Source organism: Streptomyces sp. G5(2025) (assembly GCF_049542075.1).
In the GTDB taxonomy this organism is placed as follows: Bacteria; Actinomycetota; Actinomycetes; order Streptomycetales; family Streptomycetaceae; genus Streptomyces.
In genome coordinates this window covers 656,564-682,041 of the sequence record NZ_JBMUZT010000006.1, presented here as the reverse complement: position 1 = coordinate 682,041, position 25,478 = coordinate 656,564, and the positions used below count along the sequence as shown (strand labels likewise).

20 protein-coding genes are annotated in these 25,478 nt (G+C 70.9%); 12 read left to right on the top strand and 8 right to left on the bottom strand.

Annotated elements, in window-relative coordinates:
- The first annotated feature begins 28 nt into the window (after window positions 1–28).
- From ACOBQB_RS13815 to ACOBQB_RS13805, 3 genes are all read left to right on the top strand, one after another.
- Window positions 29–1,237, top strand: coding sequence for an FUSC family protein (locus tag ACOBQB_RS13815; protein WP_423598458.1), 1,209 nt, complete (start codon window positions 29–31; stop codon window positions 1,235–1,237).
- Window positions 1,238–1,368: 131 nt separating this feature from the next.
- A complete protein-coding gene (locus ACOBQB_RS13810) occupies window positions 1,369–1,845 on the top strand; it encodes an SRPBCC family protein (protein ID WP_423591825.1) in 477 nt (158 codons plus the stop codon).
- A 43-nt stretch (window positions 1,846–1,888) separates the two neighbouring features.
- Window positions 1,889–3,520 (top strand): phytoene desaturase family protein, encoded by a 1,632-nt coding sequence (locus ACOBQB_RS13805; protein WP_423591824.1) that lies wholly within the window; start codon window positions 1,889–1,891, stop codon window positions 3,518–3,520.
- Between the two features lie 60 nt (window positions 3,521–3,580).
- On the opposite strand, the gene ACOBQB_RS13800 is transcribed toward ACOBQB_RS13805, so the two are convergent.
- The 3 genes from ACOBQB_RS13800 to ACOBQB_RS13790 all read right to left on the bottom strand — a co-directional run bounded on the left by ACOBQB_RS13800 (window position 3,581) and on the right by ACOBQB_RS13790 (window position 7,511).
- On the bottom strand, window positions 3,581–4,459 hold the full coding sequence (locus tag ACOBQB_RS13800) for a VOC family protein (RefSeq protein WP_423591823.1): 879 nt from the start codon (window positions 4,457–4,459) through the stop codon (window positions 3,581–3,583).
- A gap of 137 nt (window positions 4,460–4,596) precedes the next feature.
- Window positions 4,597–6,753: a glycogen debranching protein GlgX gene (glgX, locus tag ACOBQB_RS13795; protein ID WP_423591821.1), complete on the bottom strand. Its 2,157-nt coding sequence runs from the start codon at window positions 6,751–6,753 to the stop codon at window positions 4,597–4,599.
- 155 nt (window positions 6,754–6,908) lie between these two features.
- Window positions 6,909–7,511, bottom strand: a complete 603-nt coding sequence (locus ACOBQB_RS13790; protein WP_423591820.1) for a pep a2 — start codon at window positions 7,509–7,511, stop codon at window positions 6,909–6,911.
- A 324-nt stretch (window positions 7,512–7,835) separates the two neighbouring features.
- On the opposite strand from ACOBQB_RS13790, the gene ACOBQB_RS13785 reads away from it, so the two are divergent.
- The 4 genes from ACOBQB_RS13785 to glgB are packed head-to-tail and all read left to right on the top strand — an operon-like array spanning window position 7,836 to window position 15,597.
- Window positions 7,836–10,250: a maltotransferase domain-containing protein gene (locus ACOBQB_RS13785; RefSeq protein ID WP_423598456.1), complete on the top strand. Its 2,415-nt coding sequence runs from the start codon at window positions 7,836–7,838 to the stop codon at window positions 10,248–10,250.
- Entirely contained in the window at window positions 10,247–11,992 is a 1,746-nt protein-coding gene (gene treS, locus ACOBQB_RS13780) for a maltose alpha-D-glucosyltransferase (RefSeq protein ID WP_423591818.1), read from the top strand. Before ACOBQB_RS13785 ends, treS begins: the two co-directional genes overlap by 4 nt.
- Before the next feature lie 13 nt (window positions 11,993–12,005).
- Window positions 12,006–13,346 carry a maltokinase N-terminal cap-like domain-containing protein gene (locus tag ACOBQB_RS13775; RefSeq protein WP_423591816.1) on the top strand — a complete coding sequence of 447 codons (1,341 nt, stop codon included), beginning with the start codon at window positions 12,006–12,008 and terminating at the stop codon, window positions 13,344–13,346.
- A 4-nt stretch (window positions 13,347–13,350) separates the two neighbouring features.
- Complete coding sequence (glgB, locus tag ACOBQB_RS13770; protein WP_423591815.1) at window positions 13,351–15,597, top strand: 1,4-alpha-glucan branching enzyme; 2,247 nt, start codon at window positions 13,351–13,353, stop codon at window positions 15,595–15,597.
- A 31-nt stretch (window positions 15,598–15,628) separates the two neighbouring features.
- Here glgB and ACOBQB_RS13765 read toward each other — a convergent pair whose 3' ends face one another.
- From ACOBQB_RS13765 to ACOBQB_RS13755, 3 genes are all read right to left on the bottom strand, one after another.
- The gene (locus ACOBQB_RS13765) at window positions 15,629–16,033 is read right to left on the bottom strand and encodes a hypothetical protein (protein WP_423591813.1); all 405 of its coding nucleotides are present in this window, start codon (window positions 16,031–16,033) and stop codon (window positions 15,629–15,631) included.
- Between the two features lie 111 nt (window positions 16,034–16,144).
- Window positions 16,145–16,648: a DUF5709 domain-containing protein gene (locus ACOBQB_RS13760; protein WP_423591811.1), complete on the bottom strand. Its 504-nt coding sequence runs from the start codon at window positions 16,646–16,648 to the stop codon at window positions 16,145–16,147.
- Window positions 16,649–16,763: 115 nt separating this feature from the next.
- Window positions 16,764–17,963 (bottom strand): PP2C family protein-serine/threonine phosphatase, encoded by a 1,200-nt coding sequence (locus tag ACOBQB_RS13755; protein WP_423591810.1) that lies wholly within the window; start codon window positions 17,961–17,963, stop codon window positions 16,764–16,766.
- A 236-nt stretch (window positions 17,964–18,199) separates the two neighbouring features.
- On the opposite strand from ACOBQB_RS13755, the gene ACOBQB_RS13750 reads away from it, so the two are divergent.
- Together ACOBQB_RS13750 and ACOBQB_RS13745 are read left to right on the top strand one after the other, a co-directional pair.
- The gene (locus tag ACOBQB_RS13750) at window positions 18,200–19,240 is read left to right on the top strand and encodes a VOC family protein (protein WP_423591809.1); all 1,041 of its coding nucleotides are present in this window, start codon (window positions 18,200–18,202) and stop codon (window positions 19,238–19,240) included.
- A gap of 32 nt (window positions 19,241–19,272) precedes the next feature.
- Window positions 19,273–20,169 (top strand): SigB/SigF/SigG family RNA polymerase sigma factor, encoded by an 897-nt coding sequence (locus ACOBQB_RS13745; protein WP_423591807.1) that lies wholly within the window; start codon window positions 19,273–19,275, stop codon window positions 20,167–20,169.
- Between the two features lie 121 nt (window positions 20,170–20,290).
- Here ACOBQB_RS13745 and ACOBQB_RS13740 read toward each other — a convergent pair whose 3' ends face one another.
- Window positions 20,291–20,755, bottom strand: coding sequence for a Dps family protein (locus tag ACOBQB_RS13740; RefSeq protein WP_423591805.1), 465 nt, complete (start codon window positions 20,753–20,755; stop codon window positions 20,291–20,293).
- Between the two features lie 1,142 nt (window positions 20,756–21,897).
- Here ACOBQB_RS13740 and ACOBQB_RS13735 point away from each other — a divergent pair.
- Complete coding sequence (locus ACOBQB_RS13735; RefSeq protein WP_423591803.1) at window positions 21,898–22,251, top strand: hypothetical protein; 354 nt, start codon at window positions 21,898–21,900, stop codon at window positions 22,249–22,251.
- Window positions 22,252–22,439: 188 nt separating this feature from the next.
- Here ACOBQB_RS13735 and ACOBQB_RS13730 read toward each other — a convergent pair whose 3' ends face one another.
- Window positions 22,440–23,060 carry a short chain dehydrogenase gene (locus ACOBQB_RS13730; protein ID WP_423591801.1) on the bottom strand — a complete coding sequence of 207 codons (621 nt, stop codon included), beginning with the start codon at window positions 23,058–23,060 and terminating at the stop codon, window positions 22,440–22,442.
- Window positions 23,061–23,130: 70 nt separating this feature from the next.
- On the opposite strand from ACOBQB_RS13730, the gene ACOBQB_RS13725 reads away from it, so the two are divergent.
- Both ACOBQB_RS13725 and ACOBQB_RS13720 read left to right on the top strand, forming a co-directional pair.
- Entirely contained in the window at window positions 23,131–24,021 is an 891-nt protein-coding gene (locus tag ACOBQB_RS13725) for a LysR family transcriptional regulator (protein ID WP_423591799.1), read from the top strand.
- A gap of 235 nt (window positions 24,022–24,256) precedes the next feature.
- Window positions 24,257–25,411 (top strand): FAD-dependent oxidoreductase, encoded by a 1,155-nt coding sequence (locus ACOBQB_RS13720; protein ID WP_423591797.1) that lies wholly within the window; start codon window positions 24,257–24,259, stop codon window positions 25,409–25,411.
- Window positions 25,412–25,478 lie beyond the last annotated feature (67 nt).

Here is a 25,478-nt window from a genome sequence, read left to right as displayed (position 1 = left end):
GAGAGGACAACGGGAGGAGGCGACCGCCATCCGGTGGAACGCGCTGACCCAGGACGCCTCGGCCCTGTGGCGCTCCGCACGCAGGGCCGTCACGACCTCGGGACCGGAACGCGACACGACCGTCCAGTCGCTCAAGGCGGCAGGCGCGGGGGTACTCGCCTGGGCGCTCGCCGGATGGTGGTGGAGCGCGCCGATGGCCCTCCTCGCGCCCTGGACGGCGCTCTTCCTCGTGCAGAGCACCGTCTACCGCTCGGTGCGCTCCGCGATGCAGCAACTCGCGGTGGTCATGCTGGGCACCCTGCTGGCCGCCGGAGCGGCGGTCCTGACAGGGAACAACTCGCTGGCCGCGATGGCGATCGTCCTGCCCATCACCGTGCTCCTGAGCACCTACGCCCGCTTCGGCACCCAAGGGGTCTACGCCCCGACAGCCGCGCTCTTCGTCCTCGCGTACGGGACCTACTCGGGCATCGACATCCTGCACCGCCTCTTCGAGACCCTGCTCGGCGCCGTCATCGGCATCGCCGTGAACGCGCTGGTCCTGCCGCCGGTGCACGGGCGCGACGTATGGCACCTGCGCAAGCGGTTGCCCCAGGAGAGCGCCGACCTCCTGCACACCGTCGCGGACGGCATCGAGGAGGAGACGTACGACGCGAAGAAGGCGCAGGGCTGGTACGACCGGGCGCAGCGGCTCACCGACCTCATGACGGATCTGCGCACCGCGCGGCGGTGGTCCGACGAGAGCTACCGCTTCAACCCCGGCCGCAAACTGCGCCGCTCCGTGCCGCATCCGCCGTCGGCCGACTGGGACTTCACCTGGGACAGGATCACCGAGCACATCAGGACGACCGTGCGCACCGTCACCGAGACGCGTGAGGAACGGCCCTCCCTCGCCGACCTGCCGGAAGAGGCGCCGGGCATCCTGGCCGAACTGCTGCGCGCGGCGGGCGACGTGTGCGAGCTCGACGACAGCGACACCCGCCCCGCCGGCCAGGAGAGCCCTCCGGAGACGGTGCGCGACCGCCGACGCGCCATGCGGGCGGCGAACGCGGCGCACGGCCGGCTGGCTCGGCTGCTCACGGACAGCCGCTACCGGACCACACCCGCGCTGGGCGGCCTGACCGCGGACACCCAACGACTTCTGAGTGATCTGGCGGCCATCGGGGGGAACCCGGAGACCGACGGCACGGACAGCACGGACAGCACGAGCAGGGACAGCACCGACACCGCGGCCGGGTGACCGTTGCACACGACCTCGTGTGGCGGGCCGCACGAGATTGCGGTGGGCTGGGGAAACAAGAGAAGCGAGAAGCGCGCGGACACCGCGCACGCGCCGGCCGACCGGGCCGGTCCAGGACGAGGAGGCATGACGTGGCCGTACGCCACCAGTTGGTCAAGAGGCCGCCCTCCAAGGTGTGGGAGGTGCTGGAGGACGGGCACCGGTACGCCGACTGGGTGGTCGGCACGCACGACTCCCGGCCGCTCGACACCAAGTGGCCGGCGGTCGGCTCGCGCATCGAGTACACCGTCCGGGTCGGCCCCTGGCAGGTCGCCGGGGACACCGTGGTGCGCCATCTGGACAAGCCGGACCGCCTCGAACTGGAGGCGTACAGCGGGGTGCTCGGCACCGCCCGCATCGCCATCGAGGTGCGGCCCTGGGGCGAGCACACCCTGGTGATCGTCGACGAACACCCACTCCAAGGGCCTGGCGGTGTGCTGCACAACGCCGCGGTCGACGCCCTCATCCAGGTCCGGCACCGCAGCATGCTGAGCCGCCTGGCGAGGCTCGTCGAACACGGCGACGCCACCCGCGGCCACGGGCGTGCCCAGCAGACCGCCGAGGCCTAGCTCGCCGTCCGGACCGGCGGATCGAACGCGAAGGGGAGTGGACATGCCGGACGCAGTGGTGATCGGCGCGGGGCCCAACGGACTGGTGGCGGCGAACCTCCTGGCCGACGCGGGCTGGAGCGTCGTCGTCCTGGAGGCCCAGGACGACCCGGGCGGCGCCGTGCGCAGCGACCGCGGCGTGCACCCCGACTACGTCAGCGACGTGTTCAGCGCCTTCTACCCGCTCGCCGCCGCCTCGCCGGTCCTCGCGGCCCTGGAGCTGGAACGCGAGGGGCTGCGGTGGTCCCACGCCGAGCACGTACTGGCGCACCCCCTCTCGGACGGGCGCTGCGCGGTGCTGAGCCGTGACCGCGCCCTGACCCGCGACTCGCTCGACACGTTCGCCCCCGGCGACGGCGCGAGCTGGGAACGCCTGTACGGCATGTGGGAGAACCTGCGGGAGCCGCTGATGGGGGCCCTGTTCACGCCGTTCCCGCCGATCCGTGCCGGGGTCGGCCTCGCCACGCGGCTCAGGGCGGGCGGCGGTCTGCGCGTGGCCCGCTCCCTCGTGCTGCCGGTGCGCCGGCTGGGCGAGGAGGAGTTCGCGGGCGAGGGCGGGCGGCTCCTGCTGGCGGGTAACGCCCTGCACGCGGATCTGGCGCCCGAGGCGGCGGGCAGTGGCGGCTTCGGCTGGCTGATGTCCATGCTCGGACAGACGCATGGCTTTCCCGTGCCGGCGGGCGGCGCGAGCGCGTTGACGGACGCCCTGGTCCGGCGGCTGAACCGGCGGGGTGTGAGCGTGCGCTGCGGCGAGCGCGTCACCGAAGTGGTGGTGCGCGGTGGCCGGGCGGTCGGCGTGCGCACCGTGTCGGGGGAGGGGGTCGTGGCGCGCAAGGCGGTGCTGGCCGATGTCGCCGCCCCTGATCTGTACGGACGGCTGGTCGACGCTGCACATCTGCCGTCCCGCCTGATGGACGATCTGCGCCGCTTCCAGTGGGACTTCGCCACGTTCAAGGTCGACTGGGCCCTGGCCCGGCCGATCCCCTGGGAGACGGAGGCCGCTCGCGGGGCGGGCACGGTCCATGTGGCCGACGGGGTGGACGAGTTGACGCGCTTCGCCGCGCAGATCGCCCGGGGCCTCGTGCCCGACCGGCCGTTCGCCCTCGTCGGGCAGATGACCACGGCCGACGCCGCACGGTCACCCGCCGGGACCGAGTCGGCGTGGGCGTACACCCATGTCCCGCAACGGATCAAGGGCGACGCGGGGCCGGACGCCCTGACGGGCACCTGGGACGAGCGGGAGGGCGAGGCGATGGCGGACCGGGTGGAGGCGCAGATCGAGCGGCTCGCCCCCGGCTTCCGCGACCACATCATCGCCCGGCGCGTCCTGACGCCCGCCACCCTCGAAGGCATGAACGCGAACCTGCGGAACGGAGCGATCAACTCCGGCACGACCAGCATCCACCAGCAGCTGGTCTTCCGCCCCGTCCCCGGCACCGGCCGCCCCGAAACCCCGGTGCCCGGTCTCTATCTCGCGTCCGCCTCGGCGCACCCGGGTGGCGGGGTGCACGGGGCCCCGGGTGCGAACGCGGCGCGGGCGGCGCTGCGTGCGCGCTATGGGGCGGGTCTGTTGTTCACGGCTCAGCGTGCGTTGGGGCGTCGTGACCGGAGGGGTCAGGAGTCGGGGGAGACGTGAGGCCTCCGGCGCCGGCCGTCCGGAGAGCCGGGTGGGTGGGGGGAGACGTGAGCCGTGCGGTCAGGCGCGCGGTTGTGGCGGCGTTCCGCTTTCGCCCTCGACCACCCTGAACTGCGCGCCGTCCGGGTCCCGCAGCGTCGCCCAGGGCGGGCGCGCGTGGAGGTCCTGGTCGACCACGTGACCGCCGTACTCGGCCGTGGCACGCACACACGTCTCGACGTCCGGGACCGTGAAGTGGACCTGCCAGTGCGGGCGTACGGCCGGGTCGGGGTCCGCCTCGACGGCGCCCGAACTGAGCCGGGCCGCCGGGCGGCCCCCGCTGTAGACCACCACCTCGTCCTGCTGGTAGAGCACCTCGCAGCACTCGGGGCGCCCGCACGCCCAGTCCAGGACCTCGCCGTAGAAGATGGCGGCGTCGAACGCGTCGCGCGTGCGCAGCCGCAGCCAGGCGGGCGCCGAGTGCACCTCGCTGCGCCAGCTGGTGAGGATCTCGCCCTCCCAGATGCCGAAGACGGCGCCGTCGCGGTCCGACAGCAGGGCCGCGCGCCCGTTGGGGAAGGGGATCGGCCCGACCGCGGTGGTCCCGCCGCGTTCCCGGACGCGGCTCACCGTCTCGTCCGCGCTCAGGACCGCGAAGTAGGGGGTCCAGGCCACGGCGATCTGGAGGGAGGACGCGATGGCGCCGACGCCCGCGACCGGGTCGCCGTGGGCCGTCGCGACGGAGAACTGCTCGCCGAGTTTGGCCGGGCGGAACCGCCAGCCCATCACGGCCCCGTAGAACCTTTGTGCGGTGGTGAGGTCCCGTGCCGTCAGGCTGACCCAGCAGGGTGCCCCGACCGCGGCCTCACTCAGCACCGACCCGGTCCGGGAACGGCGGGTGCCCCCGTCCGGGGCCGTCGTGGCGTCCGGAGCCGGCGGGATCCTGTTGTCGTGGTGCATGTGCAACCCGTCCTGGAAATCGAGGCGCCCTGAAGGAACAGCCTGGCACCTGTGCTTTCGGGCTCAGCGGGAGGCTCGGCGCCCTGCCGCCCTTCAGTGTGGGCAAAGGGGTGGGCGCCGCGCCACTCGACGCGGCCTCAGCGCGCCTTGGCCGCCCGGTCCGCCGATCCGGTGATACGACGCCGGGCGAGGGAAGGCCGCGAGAGCAGCAGCAGGCTGTGCGCCGCGACGGTGACCTCGCCGCCCGCCTTGTGCTCGGCCTCGTCCGAGAGACCGAGCGGATCCGTGGTGTCGATCCGCGACGACCACCGCTCGCCGTACGCGGCACCCGGCAGGCGGAAGACGACCGGCTCCCGGTAGCTGTTCAGCAGGAGCAGGAAGGAGTCGTCCACCACGGGCCTGCCGCGCGAGTCCGGCTCCGCGATCGCGTCGCCGTTGAGGAAGGCGCAGACGGAGTGGGCGTCGCCCCGCTGCCAGTCGGCCTCCGTCATCTCGCGCGCGTCGGGCCGCAGCCACACCAGGTCCGGCAACGGCTGGCCGTCGTGCGTCGCGGTCTCCCCGCGGAAGAAGCGGCGCCGGCGCAGCACCGGGTGCGCGGCGCGCAGCGCGATCGCCCGCCGGGTGAATTCGACCAGGTTGCGCTGTTCGTCGTCGAGGTCCCAGTCGATCCAGGAGATCGCGTTGTCCTGGCAGTAGGCGTTGTTGTTGCCCTGCTGCGTGCGGCCCAGCTCGTCACCGTGGGCGAGCATCGGGATGCCTTGCGAGAGCATGAGCGTGGCGAGGAAGTTGCGCTGCTGGCGCGCGCGGAGCTCCAGGACGCCCTCGTCGGTGGTGGGCCCCTCGACACCACAGTTCCAGGACCGGTTCATGCTCTCGCCGTCCCGGTTGTCCTCGCCGTTGTCCTCGTTGTGCTTGTCGTTGTACGAGACCAGGTCCCGCAGCGTGAAACCGTCGTGCGCGGTCACGAAGTTGATGCTGGCGCGCGGCCGGCGGCGGTCGTGCTGGTACAGGTCGGAGGAGCCGGTCAGCCGGGAGGCGAACTCCGCGAGGGAGTGCTCCTCGCCGCGCCAGAAATCCCGTACCGAGTCCCGGTACTTGCCGTTCCACTCCGACCACAGGGGCGGGAAGTTGCCGACCTGGTAGCCGCCCTCGCCGACGTCCCACGGCTCGGCGATGAGCTTGACGCGGCCGACCACCGGGTCCTGCTGGACCAGGTCGAAGAAGGCGGACAGCCGGTCCACCTCGTAGAACTGGCGCGCGAGCGTGGCCGCCAGGTCGAAGCGGAAACCGTCGACGTGCATCTCGGTGACCCAGTACCGCAGCGAGTCCATGACGAGCTGAAGAACGTTGGGATGGCGCATCAGCAGGCTGTTGCCGGTGCCGGTGGTGTCGAAGTAGTGCGCCGGATCGTCCTGGGCCAAGCGGTAGTACGAGGCGTTGTCGATGCCGCGGAAGGCGAGGGTCGGACCGTTCTGGTTGCCCTCCGCCGTGTGGTTGTAGACCACGTCCAGGATCACTTCGAGCCCGGCCGCGTGCAGCTTCTTCACCATCGACTTGAACTCGGTGACCTGCTCGCCCCGGGAGCCACGCGCCGCGTACGCGTTGTGCGGGGCGAAGAAGCCGATGGAGGTGTAGCCCCAGTAGTTGGACAGGCCGCGGTCGCGCAGGAAGCCGTCCTGCACGTACTGGTGCACCGGCATCAGCTCGACGGCGGTCACGCCCAGCGCGAGCAGGTGGTCGATGACCGCCTCCGTGGCGAGACCCGCGTACGTGCCGCGCAGCTCGTCGGGGACCCCCGGATGGGTGAGGGTCAGGCCGCGCACATGCGTCTCGTAGATCACGGTGTCGGCGTACGGCCGCCTGAGCGGCTGGTCGCCCTCCCAGGGGAAGGACGGGTCGGTCACCACCGAGAGCATGGTGTGACCGGCGCTGTCGGCCGGTTCGGGCCCGTCCGCCGCGCGTTCGTAGAGAGCCTCGTGGTGGTCCACCTGCCCCTCGAACGCCCTTGCGTAGGGGTCGAGGAGCAGCTTCGCGGGATTGCAGCGGTGGCCTGCGTCGGGGTCCCAGGGGCCGTGCACCCGGTAGCCGTAGCGCTGGCCCGGCCCGACCCCGGGCAGATAGCAGTGCCAGACGAAGCCGTCGACCTCCGAGAGGGTGACGTCGCGGTGGGTGCCGTCCTCGTGGATGAGTACGAGGTCGACACGGTCGGCGACCTCGCTGAACAGGGCGAAGTTGGTGCCTTCGCCGTCGTAGGTGGCCCCCAGGGGGAAAGGGCGTCCGGTCCAGGTGCGCACGCTGCTGCCTCCGTAGGGATGGGCGTGGTCTCGGGTCGGTCCTCAGCGCCCGCAAGGACGTCCGAAGACGCCGACGGGCCGCGGCTTCCCGGCGGGGTCGCCGCGGCCTGTGGCGCGCTGCCGCGTGAGCGGGGTGCTCTCCGTGAGCGGGGTGCTCAGGTGGCGGACGGCGTACGTGACCCGGGAGACGACGCTGTGGTTCGTTCCACCATCTTCGGCCAAGATCCGCCGGACCGCTGGGCGGCGCCCGGAGCGGAGCCGATGGTCACCGGCTCCTCCTCGGGCGGAGTCGCGAGCGCGGAGACCGGCACCTCGCGCGGCAGTTGACGCGCCGTGCGCAGCGTGGGCGCGGGAGGCGTCGGGGCCAGCGGGGCGCGCTCGGGGCACCGGGCGCGGTGCGAGAACCAGATGATCTTGCCGTTGGTCCCCGGGTAGTTGCCCCAGCCGTCGCTGAGCGCCGCGATCTGCGCCAGGCAGCCCTGTGGCCCGTAGTGCGGGCGGGGCAGGTCGGGCTCGTTGTCCGACACGGCGGTGATGAGGTGCTGTCCGTTCCACCACATCTCAACCACGGCGTTCTTGTCCGTCCCGTGTTCCTCGATCGCGCCGAGCAGCACACCGGCGCAGTGGCACACCCGTTCGGCGAGAATCCCCAGACCCCAGTGCCGGAGATGTGCGGCCAGAATGCGCCTGACCTGATCGATCCTCTCCGGGCTGATCTCCACCTCAAGGTGGTAGTAACAGGGGATTGCAGTCTTCATCGCGCTTGGCTCCTCTCAGCGAAGCCCCGGTCTTCATCGGCTCTGTGAGCCCTTCATCGGCTCTGCGAGCCGAGCCCCGAGCACGAAGCGTGAGCAGTGATCGCTTCTGAGTCAGTCTCAGGGTGAGAGCACTGCTCCATTCGCGCAACACGAGCAGGTCAGCCCCGGCCGTTGAAGATCCAACAGGACGCTGCGTGGTCACACGTGCACCATGGGTCGGGAAGCTTGACGGCGAAACACGCCCATTCCTCTACGTGCGCCGCGGCCCGGCACCAGCCAGGTGCGCCGTGCGTACGTCCGGAGAACGAGAAGGTGACCAGCGTGATGCTGCTGCCTACGAAAGCTGAGGTCGCGCGGCATCTGGACCAATACCGGGCATGGGAGCGCCTGTTGCTCGCGGACCCGGCGGACCGCACCGTGCGGACGCACTTCGAGAACACCGCGTACACCCTGTGCGTGCTGATGGGTGAGCTCACCGCACGGACCGCCGCCGACGCGGCCGAGTACTACCTCGGCCTGCGGCCGGCGCGACGGCAGCGGAAGGCTCCCGGCGTGAAGGCGTCGGCGGTGCGCGGAAGTTGTCTTCGACCCGTACGTGTGAGCGTGGCAGAGGAGAGAGCGATGACCCCAGCTCCGGATCCGAGTCCGGTCGCGTCGGCGCGCTCCTCGGCGGCGCGTGCTTCGGTGGTGCGCTCATCGTCGGTCCGCTCGGCGGTGCGTGCGGCGGTGCGGGAACCGGCTTCCCGCGACGTCCCGCCGGTCCTCACCGTGCCGATCCGCGACATCCGCCCGGCACTCGACTGCGGCCGGCGCCCCGTGAAGGCGGTGCTCGAAGAGACCTTCCAGGTCACGGCCACGGTCTTCGGCGAGGGCCACGAGGCGGTCGGCGCCAACGTCGTGCTGCTCGGCCCCGACGACCGCGGCGGACCCTGGACCCCGATGCGTGAACTGTCCCCGGGCAGCGACCGCTGGGGCGCGGAGGTCACCCCGGACGCGGAGGGGCACTGGACGTACGCCGTGGAGGCGTGGGCCGACCCGGTGACCGGGTGGCGCAGGGCCGCCGAGATCAAGGTTCCGGCCGGTCTCGACACCGAAGTGACCCTCGAAGAAGGGGCCCTGCTGTTCGACCGTGCCGCGGACGGAGTGCCGGACGGCACGGACCGCCGGACGCTGCGGGCCGCCGCCGACGCGCTGCGGGACGCGTCGCGCCCGCCCGCCGCCCGCCTGGCGGTGGCGCTCGCGCCGGGGACGGACGCGGTCCTCGCGCGGTACCCCCTGCGCGAACGTGTCACCCGTTCGCACGCCCTGCCCCTGCTCGTGGAGCGGAAGCGGGCGCTGTTCGGGTCGTGGTACGAGTTCTTCCCGCGTTCGGAGGGTGCGGTGGTCCGTGAGGGCGAGCCGCCGGTGTCGGGGACGTTCCGCACGGCGGCCGAGCGGCTGCCGGCCATCGCGGAGATGGGCTTCGACGTGGTGTACCTGCCGCCGATCCATCCCATCGGCGTCACCTTCCGCAAGGGCCCGGACAACTCTCTCTCCTCGGGCCCGTACGACGTGGGCGTGCCGTGGGCGATCGGTTCGGCGGAGGGCGGGCACGACGCCGTGCACCCCGACCTCGGGACGCTGGACGACTTCGACGCGTTCGTGCGGCGCGCGAAGGAGTTCAGTCTTGAGGTGGCGCTGGACTTCGCGTTGCAGTGCTCGCCGGACCACCCGTGGGTGGACAAGCATCCGGAGTGGTTCCGGCAGCGGGCGGACGGTTCCATCGCGTACGCCGAGAATCCGCCGAAGAAGTACCAGGACATCTATCCGATCGCCTTCGACAGGGATCTGCCGGGTCTTGTCGCGGAGACGGAGCGGCTGTTGCGGTTCTGGATGGGGCACGGCGTGCGGATCTTCCGTGTCGACAATCCGCACACCAAGCCGGTGGTGTTCTGGGAGGAGGTGATCGCCCGGATCAACGGCACCGACCCGGACGTGATCTTCCTCGCCGAGGCCTTCACCCGGCCCGCGATGCTGCACACCCTCGCCGCCATCGGTTTCCAGCAGTCGTACACGTACTTCACCTGGCGCAACACCAAGGAAGAGCTCACCGACTACCTCACCGAGCTGTCGCGGGAGACCGCGCACTTCCTGCGGCCGAACTTCTTCGTGAACACCCCGGACATCCTGCACGGTTACCTCCAGGAGGGCGGGCGCCCGGCCTTCGAGGTGCGGGCGGTCCTTGCCGCGACGCTCTCGCCGGCCTGGGGTGTCTACAGCGGCTTCGAGCTGTGCGAGAACACGCCCGTGCGGCCCGGCAGCGAGGAGTACCTGCACTCGGAGAAGTACCAACTGCGGCCCAGGGACTGGGCGGCGGCCGAGCGGGAGGGCCGCACCATCGCCCCCCTCATCACCACGCTCAACGCGATACGACGCCGCCACCGTGCCCTGCACCTGCTCAGGAACCTCCGTTTCCACCGGGCCGACAACGACGCGCTCATCGTCTACAGCAAGCGCGACGGCGACGACATGGTCCTGGTGGTCGCCAACCTCGACCCCCACCACACCCAGGAGGGCACCGTCTCCCTGGACATGTCGCAGCTCGGCCTCGACCGGCACGAGAGCGTGCCGGTGCGCGACGAGCTGAGCGGCGAGACCTACCACTGGGGCAGCGCCAATTACGTGCGTCTTCGCCCGGGCGGGGCGCATGTGCTGGTCCTGCCGGAGTCGGGGGAGAACGGAGGGTCACCCACATCATGATCGTCAACGAGCCCGTCCAGGACACGTTCGAGGACACGCCCGCCAAGGACCGGCACCCCGACTGGTTCAAACGCGCCGTGTTCTACGAGGTACTGGTCCGTTCCTTCCAGGACAGCAACGGCGACGGCATCGGCGACCTCAAAGGCATCACCGCCAAACTCGACTACCTCCAATGGCTCGGCGTCGACTGCCTGTGGCTGCCCCCCTTCTTCAAATCCCCCCTCCGCGACGGCGGCTACGACGTCTCCGACTACACCGCCGTCCTCCCCGAATTCGGCGACCTCGCCGACTTCGTGGAATTCGTCGACTCCGCCCACCAGCGCGGCATGCGCGTCATCATCGACTTCGTCATGAACCACACCAGCGACCAGCACCCGTGGTTCCAGGCTTCCCGCACCGACCCCGACGGCCCTTATGGCGACTACTACGTCTGGGCCGACGACGACAAGCAGTACGGCGACGCCCGCATCATCTTTGTCGACACCGAAGCCTCCAACTGGACCTTCGACCCGGTGCGCAAGCAGTACTACTGGCACCGCTTCTTCTCCCACCAGCCCGACCTCAACTACGAGAACCCCGCCGTCCAAGAAGAGATCCTCGCCGCCCTCCGCTTCTGGCTCGACCTGGGCGTCGACGGATACCGGCTGGACGCGGTGCCCTACCTCTACCAGGAGGAAGGCACCAACTGCGAGAACCTGCGGGCCACCCACCACTTCCTCAAGCGGGTCCGCTCGGAGATCGACGCGCACTATCCGGACACCGTCCTGCTCGCCGAGGCCAACCAATGGCCCGAGGACGTCGTCGACTATTTCGGCGACTTCTCCAAGGGCGGCGACGAATGCCACATGGCGTTCCACTTCCCCGTCATGCCCCGCATCTTCATGGCCGTACGCCGTGAATCGCGCTATCCCGTCTCCGAAATCCTCGCCAAAACGCCCGCGATCCCCTCGGGCTGCCAGTGGGGCATCTTCCTGCGCAACCACGACGAGCTGACCCTGGAGATGGTCACCGACGAAGAACGCGACTACATGTACGCGGAATACGCCAAGGACCCGCGCATGCGCGCCAACATCGGCATCCGCCGCCGCCTGGCCCCCCTCCTGGACAACGACCGCAACCAGATCGAACTCTTCACCGCCCTGCTGCTGTCCCTGCCAGGATCGCCGATCCTCTACTACGGCGACGAGATCGGCATGGGCGACAACATCTGGCTCGGCGACCGCGACGCGGTGCGCACCCCCATGCAGTGGACGCCGGACCGCAACGCGGGCTTCTCCTCCTGCGACCCCGGCCGCCTCTACCTGCCCACGATCATGGACCCGGTCTACGGCTACCAGGTCACCAACGTCGAGGCCTCCATGTCCTCGCCGTCCTCCCTCCTGCACTGGACCCGCAGGATGATCGAGATCCGCAAACAGAACCCCGCCTTCGGCCTCGGCACCTACACCGAACTGCCCTCCTCCAACCCCGCCGTCCTCGCCTTCCTCCGGGAGGCGCCCGCGCAGGAGGGGGACGACGACGACCTCGTGCTGTGCGTGCACAACTTCTCGCGTTTCGCGCAGCCCACCGAGCTGAACCTGCGGGCCTACGACGGACGCCACCCGGTGGAGCTGATCGGCGGAGTGCGCTTCCCCGCCATCGGTGAACTGCCCTACCTCCTCACCCTCGCGGGCCACGGCTTCTACTGGTTCCGGCTGACCGAACAGCCACGACGTCCGGCCGCACCCGCGGTGCGCCTTTGAAGGGACGTGTCGCATGCTGAAGACCGCATCACAGTCGCCCGGCAGCCTCAGCCCTCCTCGGCTGCTGACCTCGTTGGCGGGGCTCCTTCGTGAATGGCTGCCGCGGCAGCGCTGGTTCGCGGGCAAGGGCCGTCCCGTCACGGATCTTGCCGTGCTCTCCATGACCGAGCTGCACCCCGGCTGCCTGCACCTGCTGATCCGCTCGGGCCCCGCGGGACCGCCCGAGGACTGCTACCAACTGATTCTCGGCGTCCGCGAACACCTGCCGCCCCGGCTCCACCACGCCGTCGTCGGCCGCCCCGACGCCGGGCCGCTCGCGGGCCTGACCGTGTACGACGCCCTCCTGGACCCCTGGTCGGCGGGGCTGCTCCTCGAACGCCTGCGCACGCCCGGCGAGATGGGCCCCCTGCGCTTCGAACGGGACACGCGGACCGTCGTGCCCGAGGGACTGCCGCCCCGCCTGCTCGACGGAGAGCAGTCCAACACCTCACTGGTGTACGGCGACGCCTTCATCCTCAAGCTGTTCCGCCGCGTCCAGTACGGCATCAACCCGGACCTGGAGGTGCCGTGGGCCCTCGCCCGCGGTGACTGTGCCCGCGTACCCGCCCCTGTCGCCTGGTTCTGGACCACCGAGCCGCACAAGGCGACCCTCGGCGTCCTCCAGCCGTTCCTGCCCGAGGCGACGGACGGCTGGACCCTGGCACTCCAGACCCTCACCCGCGGCGACAACTTCTCCGACGAGTCCTACGAACTGGGGCGCGCCACCGCCGAGGTGCACCTCGCCCTCGCCCAGGCCTTCGGGTCGGGGCCACCGGACCCCTACAGTTGCAGCCGGCTCGCCGCCGCCATGACCGGACGTCTGGAGACCGCGGCCCATCAGATGCCGGAGCTCGTCCCGTACGTGACGCGCCTGAAGGCCGCGTACGCCGCCGTCGCGGCCCGCGGACAGGGCCGCCAGGCCCAGCGCATCCACGGCGACCTGCACCTCGGACAGGTGCTCAGGGCCAGGGGCCGCTGGTTCATCATCGACTTCGAGGGAGAGCCAGCCCGGCCCCTCGACGAGCGCCGGCGCGTCCAGGCGCCCATACGCGACATCGCGGGGATGCTCCGCTCCTTCGACTACGCGGCCCACTCCCGGCCCCCGTGGCGCTCCGAGTGGGTGCGGCGGTGCCGGGAGGCCTACTGCGCCGGCTACGCCGCCGAGTCGACGTGGGACCCACGCGTGGAACCCGAGCTGCTACGGGCCTACGAGACGGACCGAGCGGTGTACGAGGCGCTCTACGAGGCCCGGCACCGCCCCGACTGGCTGGCCGTCCCCATGGCGGCGATCGCCCGCCTCGCAGAGGAGAGCTGAAACAGTGGACACCACCGCGACACCCGCTCCCGCGCACACGATCGGCACCGGCCGCGTCCCCGAGGCCCCCCTCGACGTGGAGGACCGCCGGCGCCTGCTGTCCGGCACCCACCACGACCCGCACGCGCTGCTCGGCGCGCACCCGGTGCCCGGCGGCATCGCCTTGCGGACCCTGCGCCCGCACGCCCTGGCGGTGACCCTCCTCACCGAGGAGCGGGAGGTGCCCCTGAACGACATGGGCGAGGGCCTGTTCTCCGGTGTCCTGCCGCTCGACGCGACCCCCGCGTACCGGCTGCGCGTGACCTACGAGGGTCCGGGCGCCGTGCACGAGTACGAGGACCCCTACCGCTTCCTGCCCGCGCTCGGCGACCTCGACCTCCACCTGATCGGCGAGGGCCGGCACGAGGAACTGTGGAAGGCACTGGGCGCGCACCCCATGACCCACCAAGGAGTGACCGGCACCCGGTTCACCGTGTGGGCGCCCAACGCGCGAGGTGTGCGGGTCTGCGGGGACTTCTCCTGCTGGGACGGCGCCGCGTACCCCATGCGCTCGCTGGGCTCGACCGGCGTGTGGGAGCTGTTCGTCCCCGGGCTCGGTGAAGGGAACCTGTACAAGTTCGACATCGCCCGCGCCGACGGCACGCACACCCTGCGCGCGGACCCGATGGCCCGCCGTGCCGAAGTCCCGCCGAACACCGCCTCGGTGGTCACGCGATCGTCCTACACATGGGGCGACGACGCCTGGATGGCGCGGCGTGCCGAGCGCCCGGTGACCCGCACCCCCTTCTCGGTGTACGAGGTCCACCTGGCCTCCTGGCGACCCGGACTGACGTACCGTCAACTGGCCGAGCAGCTCACGGAGTACGTGACGGAGGCGGGCTTCACCCACGTGGAGTTCATGCCGGTGGCCGAGCATCCCTTCAGCGGCTCCTGGGGCTACCAGGTCACCGGCTTCTACGCCCCGACGTCCCGCATGGGCACACCGAACGACTTCCGGTACCTCGTCGACACGCTGCACCAGGCGGGCGTCGGCGTCATCCTGGACTGGGTGCCCGCCCACTTCCCGAAGGACGACTGGGCGCTCGCGGCGTTCGACGGGGAGCATCTGTACGAGCCGCAGGACCGCCGGCGCGCCGAGCACCCCGACTGGGGCACCCTCATCTTCGACTACGGGCGCAAGGAAGTGCGTAACTTCCTGGTCGCGAACGCGAGTTACTGGTGCGAGGAGTTCCACGTCGACGGGCTCCGGGTGGACGCCGTGGCATCGATGCTCTACCTCGACTACTCCCGCGAAGAGGGCCAGTGGGCCGCCAACGAGTCCGGCGGTCGGGAGAACCTGGACGCGGTCGCCTTCCTTCAGGAAATGAACGCGACGGTCTACCGCCGCAACCCCGGCGTCGTCACCATCGCCGAGGAGTCCACGGCCTGGAACGGTGTCACGCGGGCCACCCACCACACCGGTCCCGACGGCTTCGGCGGCCTCGGCTTCGGTTTGAAGTGGAACATGGGCTGGTCTCACGATTCGCTGGAGTACATCAGCCGCGACCCGGTGTACCGCGAGTACCACCACAACGAGATGACGTTCTCGATGGTGTACGCCTACAGCGAGAACTACGTCCTGCCGCTCTCGCACGACGAAGTGGTGCACGGCAAACAGTCGTTGGTCTCCAAGATGCCCGGCGACTGGTGGCAGCGACGGGCCAACCACCGTGCCTACCTGGGCTTCATGTGGGCCCACCCCGGCAAGCAACTCCTGTTTATGGGCCAGGAGTTCGCGCAGGGCGCTGAGTGGTCGCAGGAAAGCGGCCTGGACTGGGGGCTGTTGGACCCGGCCTACCCGGCGCGGCCGGACCACCACGGCGTACAGCTGCTGGTGCGGGACCTCAACCACCACTACCGGGCCACTCCCGCCCTGTGGGAACAGGACACGTCACCGGCCGGGTTCTCCTGGATCGTGACGGACGCGGCCCAGGACAACGTCCTCGCGTTCCTGCGTTACGCCGAGGACGGCAGCCCGCTGCTGGCGGTGTGCAACTTCTCCCCGGTGGTGCGCCGCGACCACGTACTGGGTGTTCCGGAGGAGCCCCACGCCTGGCGGGAGGTCCTCAACACCGACGCGGCCCGCTACGGAGGCGGGGACATCCGCAACCCCGACCCGCTGAAGCCCGAGCCGGAGGGCGCCCACGGCCGTCCGGCCCGCCTGCGCGTCACCCTTCCGCCGCTCGCCACGGTGTGGCTGCGGCCGGAGTGACGGCAGGCGGAGGCCGTCCCTGAGGGGCGCGTCAGCGGACGGTGACCTGCACGACGTTGGAGACGGCGCCGCCACCGACGACGCGGAGCTTGTTGGGGCCCTTCAGGCCCAGCTTGACGCGCAGGTTGTACGTGTGGGCGCGGCTGGTGTTCATCTGGGCGGGCAGGCTGACCCACTTCTTGTGGTGGAGCTGTTGCAGGGTCACGCGCGTCCCCGCGCGCAGGTGCGTGGAGGCTCCGTGGATACGGAACTGCTGCCACGCCCTGATGGAGCCCGCCGTGACCTTCGCGCTGAGCGTGGGCCGCGGCGCCGCCTTGGCGGCCGGGCCCGGCGGGGTGTCGGAGGGGCCGGCGAGCGCGGACGCCGCGGCGATGGGGGAGGTCACCAGCAGCAGGCCGGCGCCGAGAGTGAGGGCACGCGTCAGGACAGGGTTCATGAGATCTCCAGGGGGAGCCAGAGGAATGGGATCGACCATAAGTTATGACAAATCATCCCGATTCGACCGGATCGACATACGTCCCTCCCAGTGACCGTCGTGGCGGGACGCTCAGTCGCCGGGCTCCCTGACATCGGAGATGACATGCACCGCGGCCTCCTCGGCGGAGGCCGCCCCGCCGTCGACGCCCATGTCCTCACCGAACATGTCCTGCGCGGCCCTGTCCTCCGGGTCCTCGCTCGCGCCCTCGTCCGGGGCGAACAGGCGCCCGGCGCGGACGTCGCCCACCTCCGCCTCGTCGATCGGCTCGCCGTCGGTGTCCACCGTGTCGCCGATGCCGTCGTCGTACTCGGCCGGTCCGGGGACCTGGAGCGCCGGGTCGGGCAGCTCCTCCGAGAGCCGTTCGTCGAGGCTCTCGCCCTCGCGCTGCTCCTCGGCGGTGGTCCCGGTGTGGGTGACCCCCAGGGGACGCTCGGGGGGCGACCAGCCCTCGTCGTAGGGGTCCGACGCGCGGTCGCTGAGCGTGTCCTCGGCGTCGAGGATGCCCTCGTCCTCACGGATCTCGTCCGCATCGGGCTGGTAGACCTCGTCGCCCATGACGCCGTCGTCGTCCATGGTGTTCGCACTCCTTCACGCGCGGCGGGGTGCCGTCGTCATGCCGTGTATCCACCTTGATCCGGAACACACGTTCCGGCACGCGGGGAGTGACGGCGGCCGGTGCCGCGGCGGGTCACCGGGCGCCCGGCGGCAGCCATTCGAGCAGCAGCAGCGTCGCGTCGTCGCGCAGCTGGTTGTCCTGCCGGTCGAGGATGGAGTGGATGAGCTGGCGCAGCGCCTCCGGAGCCGATTCGCCCGCGGCCGTGGCGCGGATGATGCTGTCGGTGAACCGCTCCAGGCCGAATTCGGCGCCGCCGCCCGTGCGCAGCTCCGTCACGCCGTCGGTGTACATGAGCACACGGTCGCCCGGCTGGAGCGTCTCCTCGTGCACCTCCCACGCGACGTCGGCCAGCGCGGCCGGCGTCCCCAGAGGCGGCTGCGGGGGCCGCTCCAGGGCACGGTCGAGGACGCGGTGGTCGCGGATGAGCAGGGGCGGCGGATGGCCGCAGTTGCACCACCGCAGGACACCTCCCGCCAGGTCCAGCTGGGCCAGGATCCCCGTGCAGAACTGCTCCGGCAGCCACCGGGCCAGCGCCTCCTGGACGTTGTCGACGAGTTCCGGCAGCTCGACCTTGGCCCGACGGGCGTTGCGGCAGCCGGCCATGGCCACGGCGGTCGTCAGCCCGGACAGGAGGTTGTGGCCCATGGCGTCGAGGATGCTCACGTGCAGGGTGGAGGTGGTCAGGGAGTGGTCGAAGACGTCGCCGCCGATGTCGTAGGCGGGTTCGAGGACGGCGGTCGAGATGACGGTGGAGTTGCCGATCGTGCGAGGCGGCAGGAACGCCCGGAGCATCTCGGCGGGCAGCCGCATGGTCTCTGACCGCGTCAGGCGCGCGAAGGTGTCGCTGGACGCGCGCTTCGAGGTGATCACCATGGCCAGGATGGAGGCGAGCGTACGGCAGCGCCGCAGCAGCGCCCCGTCGAGGGCCGAGGCCGTGGCGCCGACGACGCCGAGGCGCTCGACCCCGTCGATCAGCGGCAGCCAGGTGGTGATCCGGCCGTGGGGCAGCTCCTCCAGGCGCAGCTCGTGGGCCCGGTAGGCCGATCCGGCGACGGTCGTGTCCACGTTGAGCGGTGGCGGCCCCTCGGCCAGCGGCACCAGATACCGCTGCTGGAGGTCCACCAGGTATACGTCGATCCGGTCGAGCCCGGAGGCGTCGGCGAACTGCTGCACCAGGGCGGGCAGCTCCACGGGAGTCGCCGCATGCGCCGCGGCGAGCAGTTGTTCGAGTAGCTGCTCTCCGGGACCGGGCACCCTGGGTTGCGTCGACATCTGTGATCACCACCTCACAGGCAGTCTCACATCGGGGCCCGGATCCTGCCCGAGTTCCCGGCCGCGGCTCTTGGGCGCGGCAGGAGGTGCCCTTGGGTCCGGGCAGGAGGTGTCCTTGGTCCCTGCCATGAGTGAAGAAGGTCCCGGTATGCGGGCTTCCGTCTGCGGAATCACACGACAGACCGCAGGAACCGGCTGAGGAGAAGGCTGTGAAGGCTGTGCCAAGGGACATCGGTGTGACCAGGGGGAGCGGGCGGCAGGCCGAGGAGGGGGCGCCGGTCCCGCGCGCGGGAGGCCCGGCGAAAGAGGCGCCGCGGCCCGTGTGGACCGGCAGGAGGAAGACGCCCCGCCAGCACAGGAAGCTCCGCCTCGTGCGGCCCGGCGGCCGGTGGCCCACGGCATCCGCGTCCGGGGCCGAACCCCGCCCGCCCGCGCCCGCGCCGTCCGGCGGGCAGGGGCCGCGCTGGTCCGAGCCCGTCGGGCAGCCGTCCGCGCGCCCCGGCGCGAGCACGCCGCGGGGTGGCTCCCGGGAGGGGCTCGGCGCGCCGTGCCGGCTGAGCCTGGCCGTGCGGGACCTGCGCGCCGCCGAGGAGTTCTACGCCCGGGTGTTCGGATGGTGCCATGTGCCGCTGATCGGCACGCCGGGCCGGACGCGGTCCCTGCTGCTGCGGGCCGGGGCGCCGGTCGGGACCCTCAGCCAGAGCGACTGCGCGGGCCCCGACGTGGGCTGGATGCCGTACTTCGCCGTCGACGACGTGGACGACGCGGTGGGCCGCCTCCGCGACCGCGGCGCCACCGTGGCCGTCGGGCCGCTCACCACCCGCACCGGACGGGCCGCGGTGGCGGCCGGGCCGGAGGGCGCGGTCTTCGGACTGCGGCACCCGGCTCCCGACGACCGCCGGACGCTCGGTGCGGGCCCGGTCGCCCGCCTGGAGCTGCACACCAGGGACATCTTCGCCGCGGCCCTCTTCTACGGCGGCGTACTGGGCTGGGCGGGCGAGCCCGGCGAGAGCTGCTCCGTGGAGTACGTGGACGACCGGATCGTGGTGCGAGACGGGTCGCGCCCGGTCGCCGCGCTCGTGGACGGGGCGGCGCCCGGCACCGAGGGACGGTACCGCTGGCACACGTCCTTCCGGGTGGCGGACGTCGACTCGGCCGCCGCCGCGGCCGTGCGGTGGGGCGGCGGTCTCGTCTCCGCGCCGAGAGGACTCGGGCCCCGGCGGGAGGCCGTGCTGGCGGACCGCGAAGGGACCGTGTTCGCGGTCACCGCGAGCTGAGTCGTGCACGTCGAGACTGTGGGGAACCAGGAATGTTTGTTCGGACAATCGATGAGTATCAAGGCGTCGGGCAGGGCGTCACACAGGCCGAGGGAGTGCCGGACGGAGGAGTGCCGCTGCCGCGGATCGATGCCTCCGAGGTCGCCCCGAAGGACGCGCGGGAGCTCTCCAAGCTCTTCTTCGACCGGCTGAAGGCCCTGGAGGAGGGCTCGCCCGAACACACGTACACGCGCGACACCCTCATCGAGATGAACCTCTCGCTGGTGCACTACGTGGCGGGCCGCTTCCGCCACCGCGGCAACGGCCAGCTGGAGGACATCGTGCAGGTCGGGACCGTGGGCCTGATCAAGGCGATCGACCGGTTCGACATGAGCCGCGGGTTCGAGTTCGTCTCGTTCGCGGTGCCCTGCATCCTCGGCGAGATCAAGCGCTACTTCCGTGACACGAGCTGGGCCGTGCACGTGCCGCGCAGGCTCCAGGAACTGCGTACGCGCATCTCGCAGTCCCAGGAGAAGTTGAGTTCCGTGCTCGGCCGCGAGCCCACCGTCAAGGAGCTCGCGGCCGACCTGGAGGTGACCGAGGAGCAGGCGCTGGAGGCGATCGTGGCCGCCAACGGCTACGCGGCCGGATCCCTGGACGCCCCGCACGGTTCGACCGAGGAGGGCGAGACGTACCGCAGCGGCCGCTCGCTCGCCGACGTCATGGGAGCCCCCGACCCCGCCATCGAGGTCTTCGAGCACGTCCACGCCCTGGCGCCGCTCCTGGCGGAACTCGGTGAGCGCGAGCGCCGCATCATCGAGATGCGCTTCGGCCAGGAGATGACCCAGGCCGAGATCGGCGCCGCCCTCGGCATCTCGCAGATGCACGTGTCACGGCTGCTCTCCCGGACCCTGGCCGAGCTGCGCACCGCCCTGCTCACGCACGAATAGGGGCGGCCTCCGGCTCGGCGTCGGGCAGCAAACGCACCAGGGGCGTCTCCACCAGGTGCTCGGCGAGGAACCAGGCCTGCGCCTCACCACCGCGGATCACCTCAGAGACGAGGAGGTCGTTTCAGAGACGAGGAGGTCGTTGCTGCCGTCGTCGTCGAGCTCCGCCAGGCGGTGCGCGGTGCGCCGCGCCCCGGGCGCCGACGAGATTCGTCTCGTGGGCCTCCAGGAGCCGCGACACCATGGCGGGCACCTCCTCGCCGCCGTCCGGCGGGCGCGGCACCGAGGTGATCTCCGCCGCGTGCCGCGGGTCGCCCACCGCGACCCCGCCGAGGCTCTGGACGCGCTCGGCGAGCGCGTCGACGACGGCGAGCTGCGCCGACGCGTGCTGGTCGAGCAGCAGGTGCAGCTGGTGGAAGGTGGCGCCCCGCACCAGCCAGTGATGCTTCTTCCAGTGATGCTTCTTGTAGAGCGCGTACAGCATCCGGGTCTCCGCGAGGAGATGGTTCAGCCGTTGGCGGGCGTACCTCCGCGCCTCGTAGGACAGGACGGTCGGCAACTGCCTGACCGTGCCGAACGGCTGGATCACCTCTCCCTTCTGGTGAAGCCACGGCTGGCTGCCGTTCGCCGGAAGAGGTCATGACCGGGATTCAGGCCCGTGTGTCCAAGGGCCCAGTCCTGCGCCGCCTCTTGGAATGCCTGGGGGCCGGATCCCGCCTCACAGCCCGGGCGACGCAAAGCGCTTCGTACGTGACCCCTCCGGCTGGCTCATGCCGGATTGTGTGGTTCACGAACCGAAGGACAGCGCGCGTACTCACTGGCGCCCTTCCGGGTGCCGACGCATGGAGACGTTGCAGTCGCTCACCGTGGTCCAGCCGCCCCCAGCGCGGGCACGGGTCCACACGTTGGCCAATTCGATACACCCTGCGCACCCGGGGACCGGCTGAGGCTCTGACTCGTCCCGCCGCAAGGGCAACACAACCGGCTCACTCGGATAGGTCTTCGGTTCGCCCACATCCAACCCCTTGCCTCATCGCTGCCTGATGCGCAGTCAACAGCCAGTCAGGGGCCGCTCTCCACAAACTTGCACGGACTTGCACGCGAGTTTTCCGAAGCGGTCTTGACTGCCCACGTGGGGAAGGGAGGATGGTCATGCAGGTTCGAGCAAGCCACACACGACCTTGAGCACTGCCCACCATTCGGGCCGACGAAGAGGCGGGGGAGTTGGTATTTCAGGGACGGAAAGCTGCCCCGGAACTTCGCGCGGCCTGTGAGGCGAACAGCCCGGCCAAGGGAGGAATCCCGGACAGCGAAGAGGTCATCAGGATTCCGGCGCGCATGGTGTCGATGATTAGGTAAGCGTGCCGTCGAGCGTTCCGCCGTTCAGTGAGCTACTGGCCAGCACCCGTGAATCCGCCGTGCACTTCCAGAAACTGACACCGCGCCAGGAAGCCAGACGGCGCGACTCAGGAAGGCGGCACGTCATCTTCCGATTCACTCTTAGCGGTCCATCGCTGCCATTCACGCTGAGCCTGTGACTGCCGCTGGCGCGGCGCTCAGCCGCAACACCACCAGCCTGATTGTGTCCTGTCTCTCGGTTATGGCAGTGCACGCAAAGGGCTCTCAGGTACTCATGCGCATTCGGGTCAGTGACTCCACGCTTAACCAGTTCCTTGCGGCTCAGCGGGAAGTGAAAGGTTGCAGGGGAACGGCCTGGATCTGTCTGACGGGGTGCGCGTCGATGCATACATGCGCGTGCCGGAGTGTGAGGATTTGTTCGCCGTCGGGGATATCGCCCGTTACCCGGACCCGTGGGCCACGGGAAGCTTTACGTGGATAAAATTCTGGAAGAACGCGATTGACACTGGCGATGTCGCGGGCAGGGCTGTGGCGTCATCGTTGGGTTACGGCGCGAAAACGTCGCGTATCGGGTATTTCCCCAGCATGGTCACCGAAGTATTCGGACTCCGTATCGAGATTGCCGGCAACCCCAAGATATCCGACTCCGTGGAGATCGTCTGCGGGGACCTGGACCGGCTGGGCCACGTTTCTGTGTATCTTCACGCCGGCGCTCACCGGGCGTGAGGATCATGACGAGAGCGGGGTCCACCCACTGCTGACGGATGGATAGAGGCTTGCGGAAGGTGCGGATCGGTTAGCCGCGTTCGACCGTGAGCCCCCGTCAGTTCGCTGGCGGGGGCTCGGTGTGGGTTCCGTGCGGGCTCCGCCGATGCCCGACGCGTGTTTACGTGGCCCGCCGCGAAGCCCGCGGCTCACAGGCGGTAGACCTGCCCGGTCTGCGCGCCCTCGACGGAGCGCACGTAGGCCTGGGCGACCTGTTCCAGCGGGACCGATCCCATGCCGGGGAAGAAGTCTCCGTACGTGTCCAAGGACTCGGTGAAGACGTTCGGGGAGACGGCGTTGACCCGCTGCGGTGCGATCTCGATCGCGGCGGCGCGGACGAACGCCTCGACGGCGCCGTTGGCCAGGGAGGCGGCGGCTCCCGTGCGGATCGGCTCGCGGCCGAGTATGCCCGTGATCAGCGTGAAGGAGCCCTGCTCGGTGAGGTGGGCGAGGCCCTGGCGGACCAGTTCGACCTGGGAGAGGACCTTGCCGGTGAACGCCGACTGCCAGTCGTCCGGGCCGAGTTCGGCGACCGGCTTGTACGGCACCGTACCCGCGGCGCTGACCACGGCGTCCAGCCGCCCGTCCGCCTCCGCCGCCGCGTAGAGGGCGGTGATCTGCGCCGGGTCACTGATGTCGAAGCGCAGGTCGCCCGAGCCGCGGCCGACGGTGCGGACCGTGTGGCCGCGCGCGGCGAGTGTCCGGTGCACGGCCGTGCCGAGCGTTCCGCTCGCGCCGATGAGGAGGATGTTCTGCCGACGGTTCGTCATGGCGACCACGCTAGTCAGGCGGCCCCGGGCCGGGGAAATGCCTTCCGTGGGCCAGTTATGCTTGCCGGTCATGAATGTGGAGCTGCGCCATCTGCGAGCCCTCGCGGCGATCGGCGACGAGGGCACGCTGACGGATGCCGCCCGCGTACTGCACCTCACGCAGCCCGCGCTCTCACGGACCCTCGCCCAGCTTGAGCAGCGCCTCGGTGTGCGCCTGGTGGAGCGGACGACGCGCAGTCTGCGGCTGACCGCGCCCGGAAGACGGCTCTGGGAGAACGCGCATCGCATTCTCCGGGAGGTGGACGACGCCCTCACCGACGTGACGGAGGCCGGTACGCCACGCCCGCTGAGACTCGCCTTCGCCTGGGCGGCGCTGGGCAGTCACACGGTGCCGCTGCTGCGCGCCTGGCGTGAGCAGCACCCCGAGAGCCCGGTGCACATCCGCCGCGCCGACGATCCGGCGGCACTGCTCCGCCGCGGCGCGGCGGATCTCGCCTTCCTGCGGCTGAGCCCGGAGCCGGACGACCCCCACGTGACCCATCAACCGCTGATCCGCGAGCGTCGGCTGGCCGTCGTGCCCGTCAGCCATCCGCTCGCGGGCCGTACGGATGTGACGCTGGCCGAGCTGGGCACGGAAACCGTGGCGCTGTGCGCGACGGCCGCGACGACCACGGCCGAACTCTGGCCCGCGGGGCGACGGCCCGGCACCGTGACCGTGCCGGGCGTGGACGAATGGCTGACGACGATCGCCACCGGCGCGGCGGTCGGGGTGACCGCCGAGGGCACCATGCACCAGCACCCGCACGCGGGGGTGCGCTACGTGCCGGTACGTGACGCCGAGCCGGTCACCGTCCGCCTGGCCTGGCCGGCCAGAGGCTCCCACCCCGCGACGGACACCTTCCGCCGCTTCACCGAGCGGCATCTCGCGGCGGACGGCCCGCTCGCGCCCGCGGGTTCCTGACCTCCTCCGGCGGACCTCTCACCTCGACGGCACCGCCTGTGGGGCGGCTGTCGGCGGTGATCGGTGATCTGTCGGTGATCTGTCGACGGGCGCTGGGAGATTGAGGGCCGTACTCGCGCCGGTCCGCCCCAGCACCGGCCACCGGTTCGCACCGCATGACCGACCGGAACGCGCGCTCCCGGCATGACCTGCCGAGCGTCCGTCCAGCCGACTCATGCTCAGGAAGGAAGCCCTCATGACCACTGACGTCACGATCATCGGCGCCGGGCTCGGCGGCCTCACGCTCGCCCGCGTCCTGCACCTCCACGAGATACCGGTCGCGGTCTACGAGGCGGAGACGTCCCCGGCCGCGCGCTCGCAGGGCGGGATGCTCGACATCCACGACTACAACGGTCAACTGGCCCTTCAGGCCGCGGGCTTGATGGACGAGTTCCGCGGGCTCATCCTGGAGGGCCGCCAGGCGATGCGGTTCCTCGACCCGGACGGGACCGTCCTCCTCGACAAGGCCGACGACGGTACGGGCGGCCGCCCCGAGGTACAACGCGGCGAGCTGCGGCAGGCCCTGCTCGACTCGCTCCCGGCCGGCACCGTCCGGTGGGGGCACAAGGTCCGCGGCGCCCGCGGCCTCGGCGACGGGCGCCACGAAGTGACGTTCGCCGACGGCCCTACCCTCGTCACCGACCTGCTGGTCGGCGCGGACGGCGCCTGGTCACGGATCCGGCCGCTGCTCTCCGCCGCCACGCCCGAGTACACCGGCAAGTCGGTCGTCGAGACGTACCTGTACGAGGCCGACACCCGGCACCCGGCCGCCGCGAAAGCGGTCGGCGGCGGATCGCTGATGGCGCTCACGCCGAGCAGGGAGATCTTCGCCCACCGGGAAAGGGGCGACACGCTGCACGCCTATGTCGGGCTGGCCGAGCCGCAGGACTGGTTCGCCACCGTCGACTTCACCGACGGCCCCGCCGCGGCCGCGCGCATCGCGAAGGAGTTCGCCGGCTGGGCACCGGAACTCTCCGCGCTGATCACCGACAGCGACATCGACCCGATCCTGCGGCCTCTCTACGCGCTGCCCACCGGACACCGGTGGGACCGCGTGCCGGGGGTGACCCTGCTCGGCGACGCCGCCCACCTCTCGGCACCGAACGGCGAGGGCGCCAACCTGGCCATGCTCGACGGCGCCGACCTCGGCACGGCTCTCGCGGCGTACCCCGACGACGTCGAGGCCGCGCTCAGCGAGTACGAGCAGGCCATGTTCCCCCGCAGCGCCAAGGCTGCCCTCTTCGAAGGCCCCGAGGCCCACGGGACCGACACCGGCTCCGGCTCCGGCAGCGGCAGCGACCCGATCCACGAGATGATCGCCGCGTTCACCCGGAACGAGCGGTCCCAGTAAGCCCCGGCGCCCGGTGGCCGCCCCTCAACGAGGCGTACAGAGAGAGGAGTTCGATCCAGTGAGCCCG

Excerpts from the sequence above, each read along its gene's own strand:
- ACOBQB_RS13765 (WP_423591813.1), bottom strand. The coding sequence starts at position 16,033 with ATGAACCCTGTCCTGACGCGTGCCCTCACTCTCGGCGCCGGCCTGCTG.
- ACOBQB_RS13800 (WP_423591823.1), bottom strand. The coding sequence starts at position 4,459 with ATGCACCACGACAACAGGATCCCGCCGGCTCCGGACGCCACGACGGCC.
- ACOBQB_RS13730 (WP_423591801.1), bottom strand. The coding sequence starts at position 23,060 with ATGACGAACCGTCGGCAGAACATCCTCCTCATCGGCGCGAGCGGAACG.
- ACOBQB_RS13760 (WP_423591811.1), bottom strand. The coding sequence starts at position 16,648 with ATGGACGACGACGGCGTCATGGGCGACGAGGTCTACCAGCCCGATGCG.
- treS (WP_423591818.1), top strand. The coding sequence starts at position 10,247 with ATGATCGTCAACGAGCCCGTCCAGGACACGTTCGAGGACACGCCCGCC.
- ACOBQB_RS13745 (WP_423591807.1), top strand. The coding sequence starts at position 19,273 with ATGTTTGTTCGGACAATCGATGAGTATCAAGGCGTCGGGCAGGGCGTC.
- ACOBQB_RS13805 (WP_423591824.1), top strand. The coding sequence starts at position 1,889 with ATGCCGGACGCAGTGGTGATCGGCGCGGGGCCCAACGGACTGGTGGCG.
- ACOBQB_RS13725 (WP_423591799.1), top strand. The coding sequence starts at position 23,131 with ATGAATGTGGAGCTGCGCCATCTGCGAGCCCTCGCGGCGATCGGCGAC.
- ACOBQB_RS13785 (WP_423598456.1), top strand. The coding sequence starts at position 7,836 with ATGCTGCTGCCTACGAAAGCTGAGGTCGCGCGGCATCTGGACCAATAC.
- ACOBQB_RS13790 (WP_423591820.1), bottom strand. The coding sequence starts at position 7,511 with ATGAAGACTGCAATCCCCTGTTACTACCACCTTGAGGTGGAGATCAGC.
- ACOBQB_RS13775 (WP_423591816.1), top strand. The coding sequence starts at position 12,006 with ATGCTGAAGACCGCATCACAGTCGCCCGGCAGCCTCAGCCCTCCTCGG.
- ACOBQB_RS13720 (WP_423591797.1), top strand. The coding sequence starts at position 24,257 with ATGACCACTGACGTCACGATCATCGGCGCCGGGCTCGGCGGCCTCACG.
- ACOBQB_RS13755 (WP_423591810.1), bottom strand. The coding sequence starts at position 17,963 with ATGTCGACGCAACCCAGGGTGCCCGGTCCCGGAGAGCAGCTACTCGAA.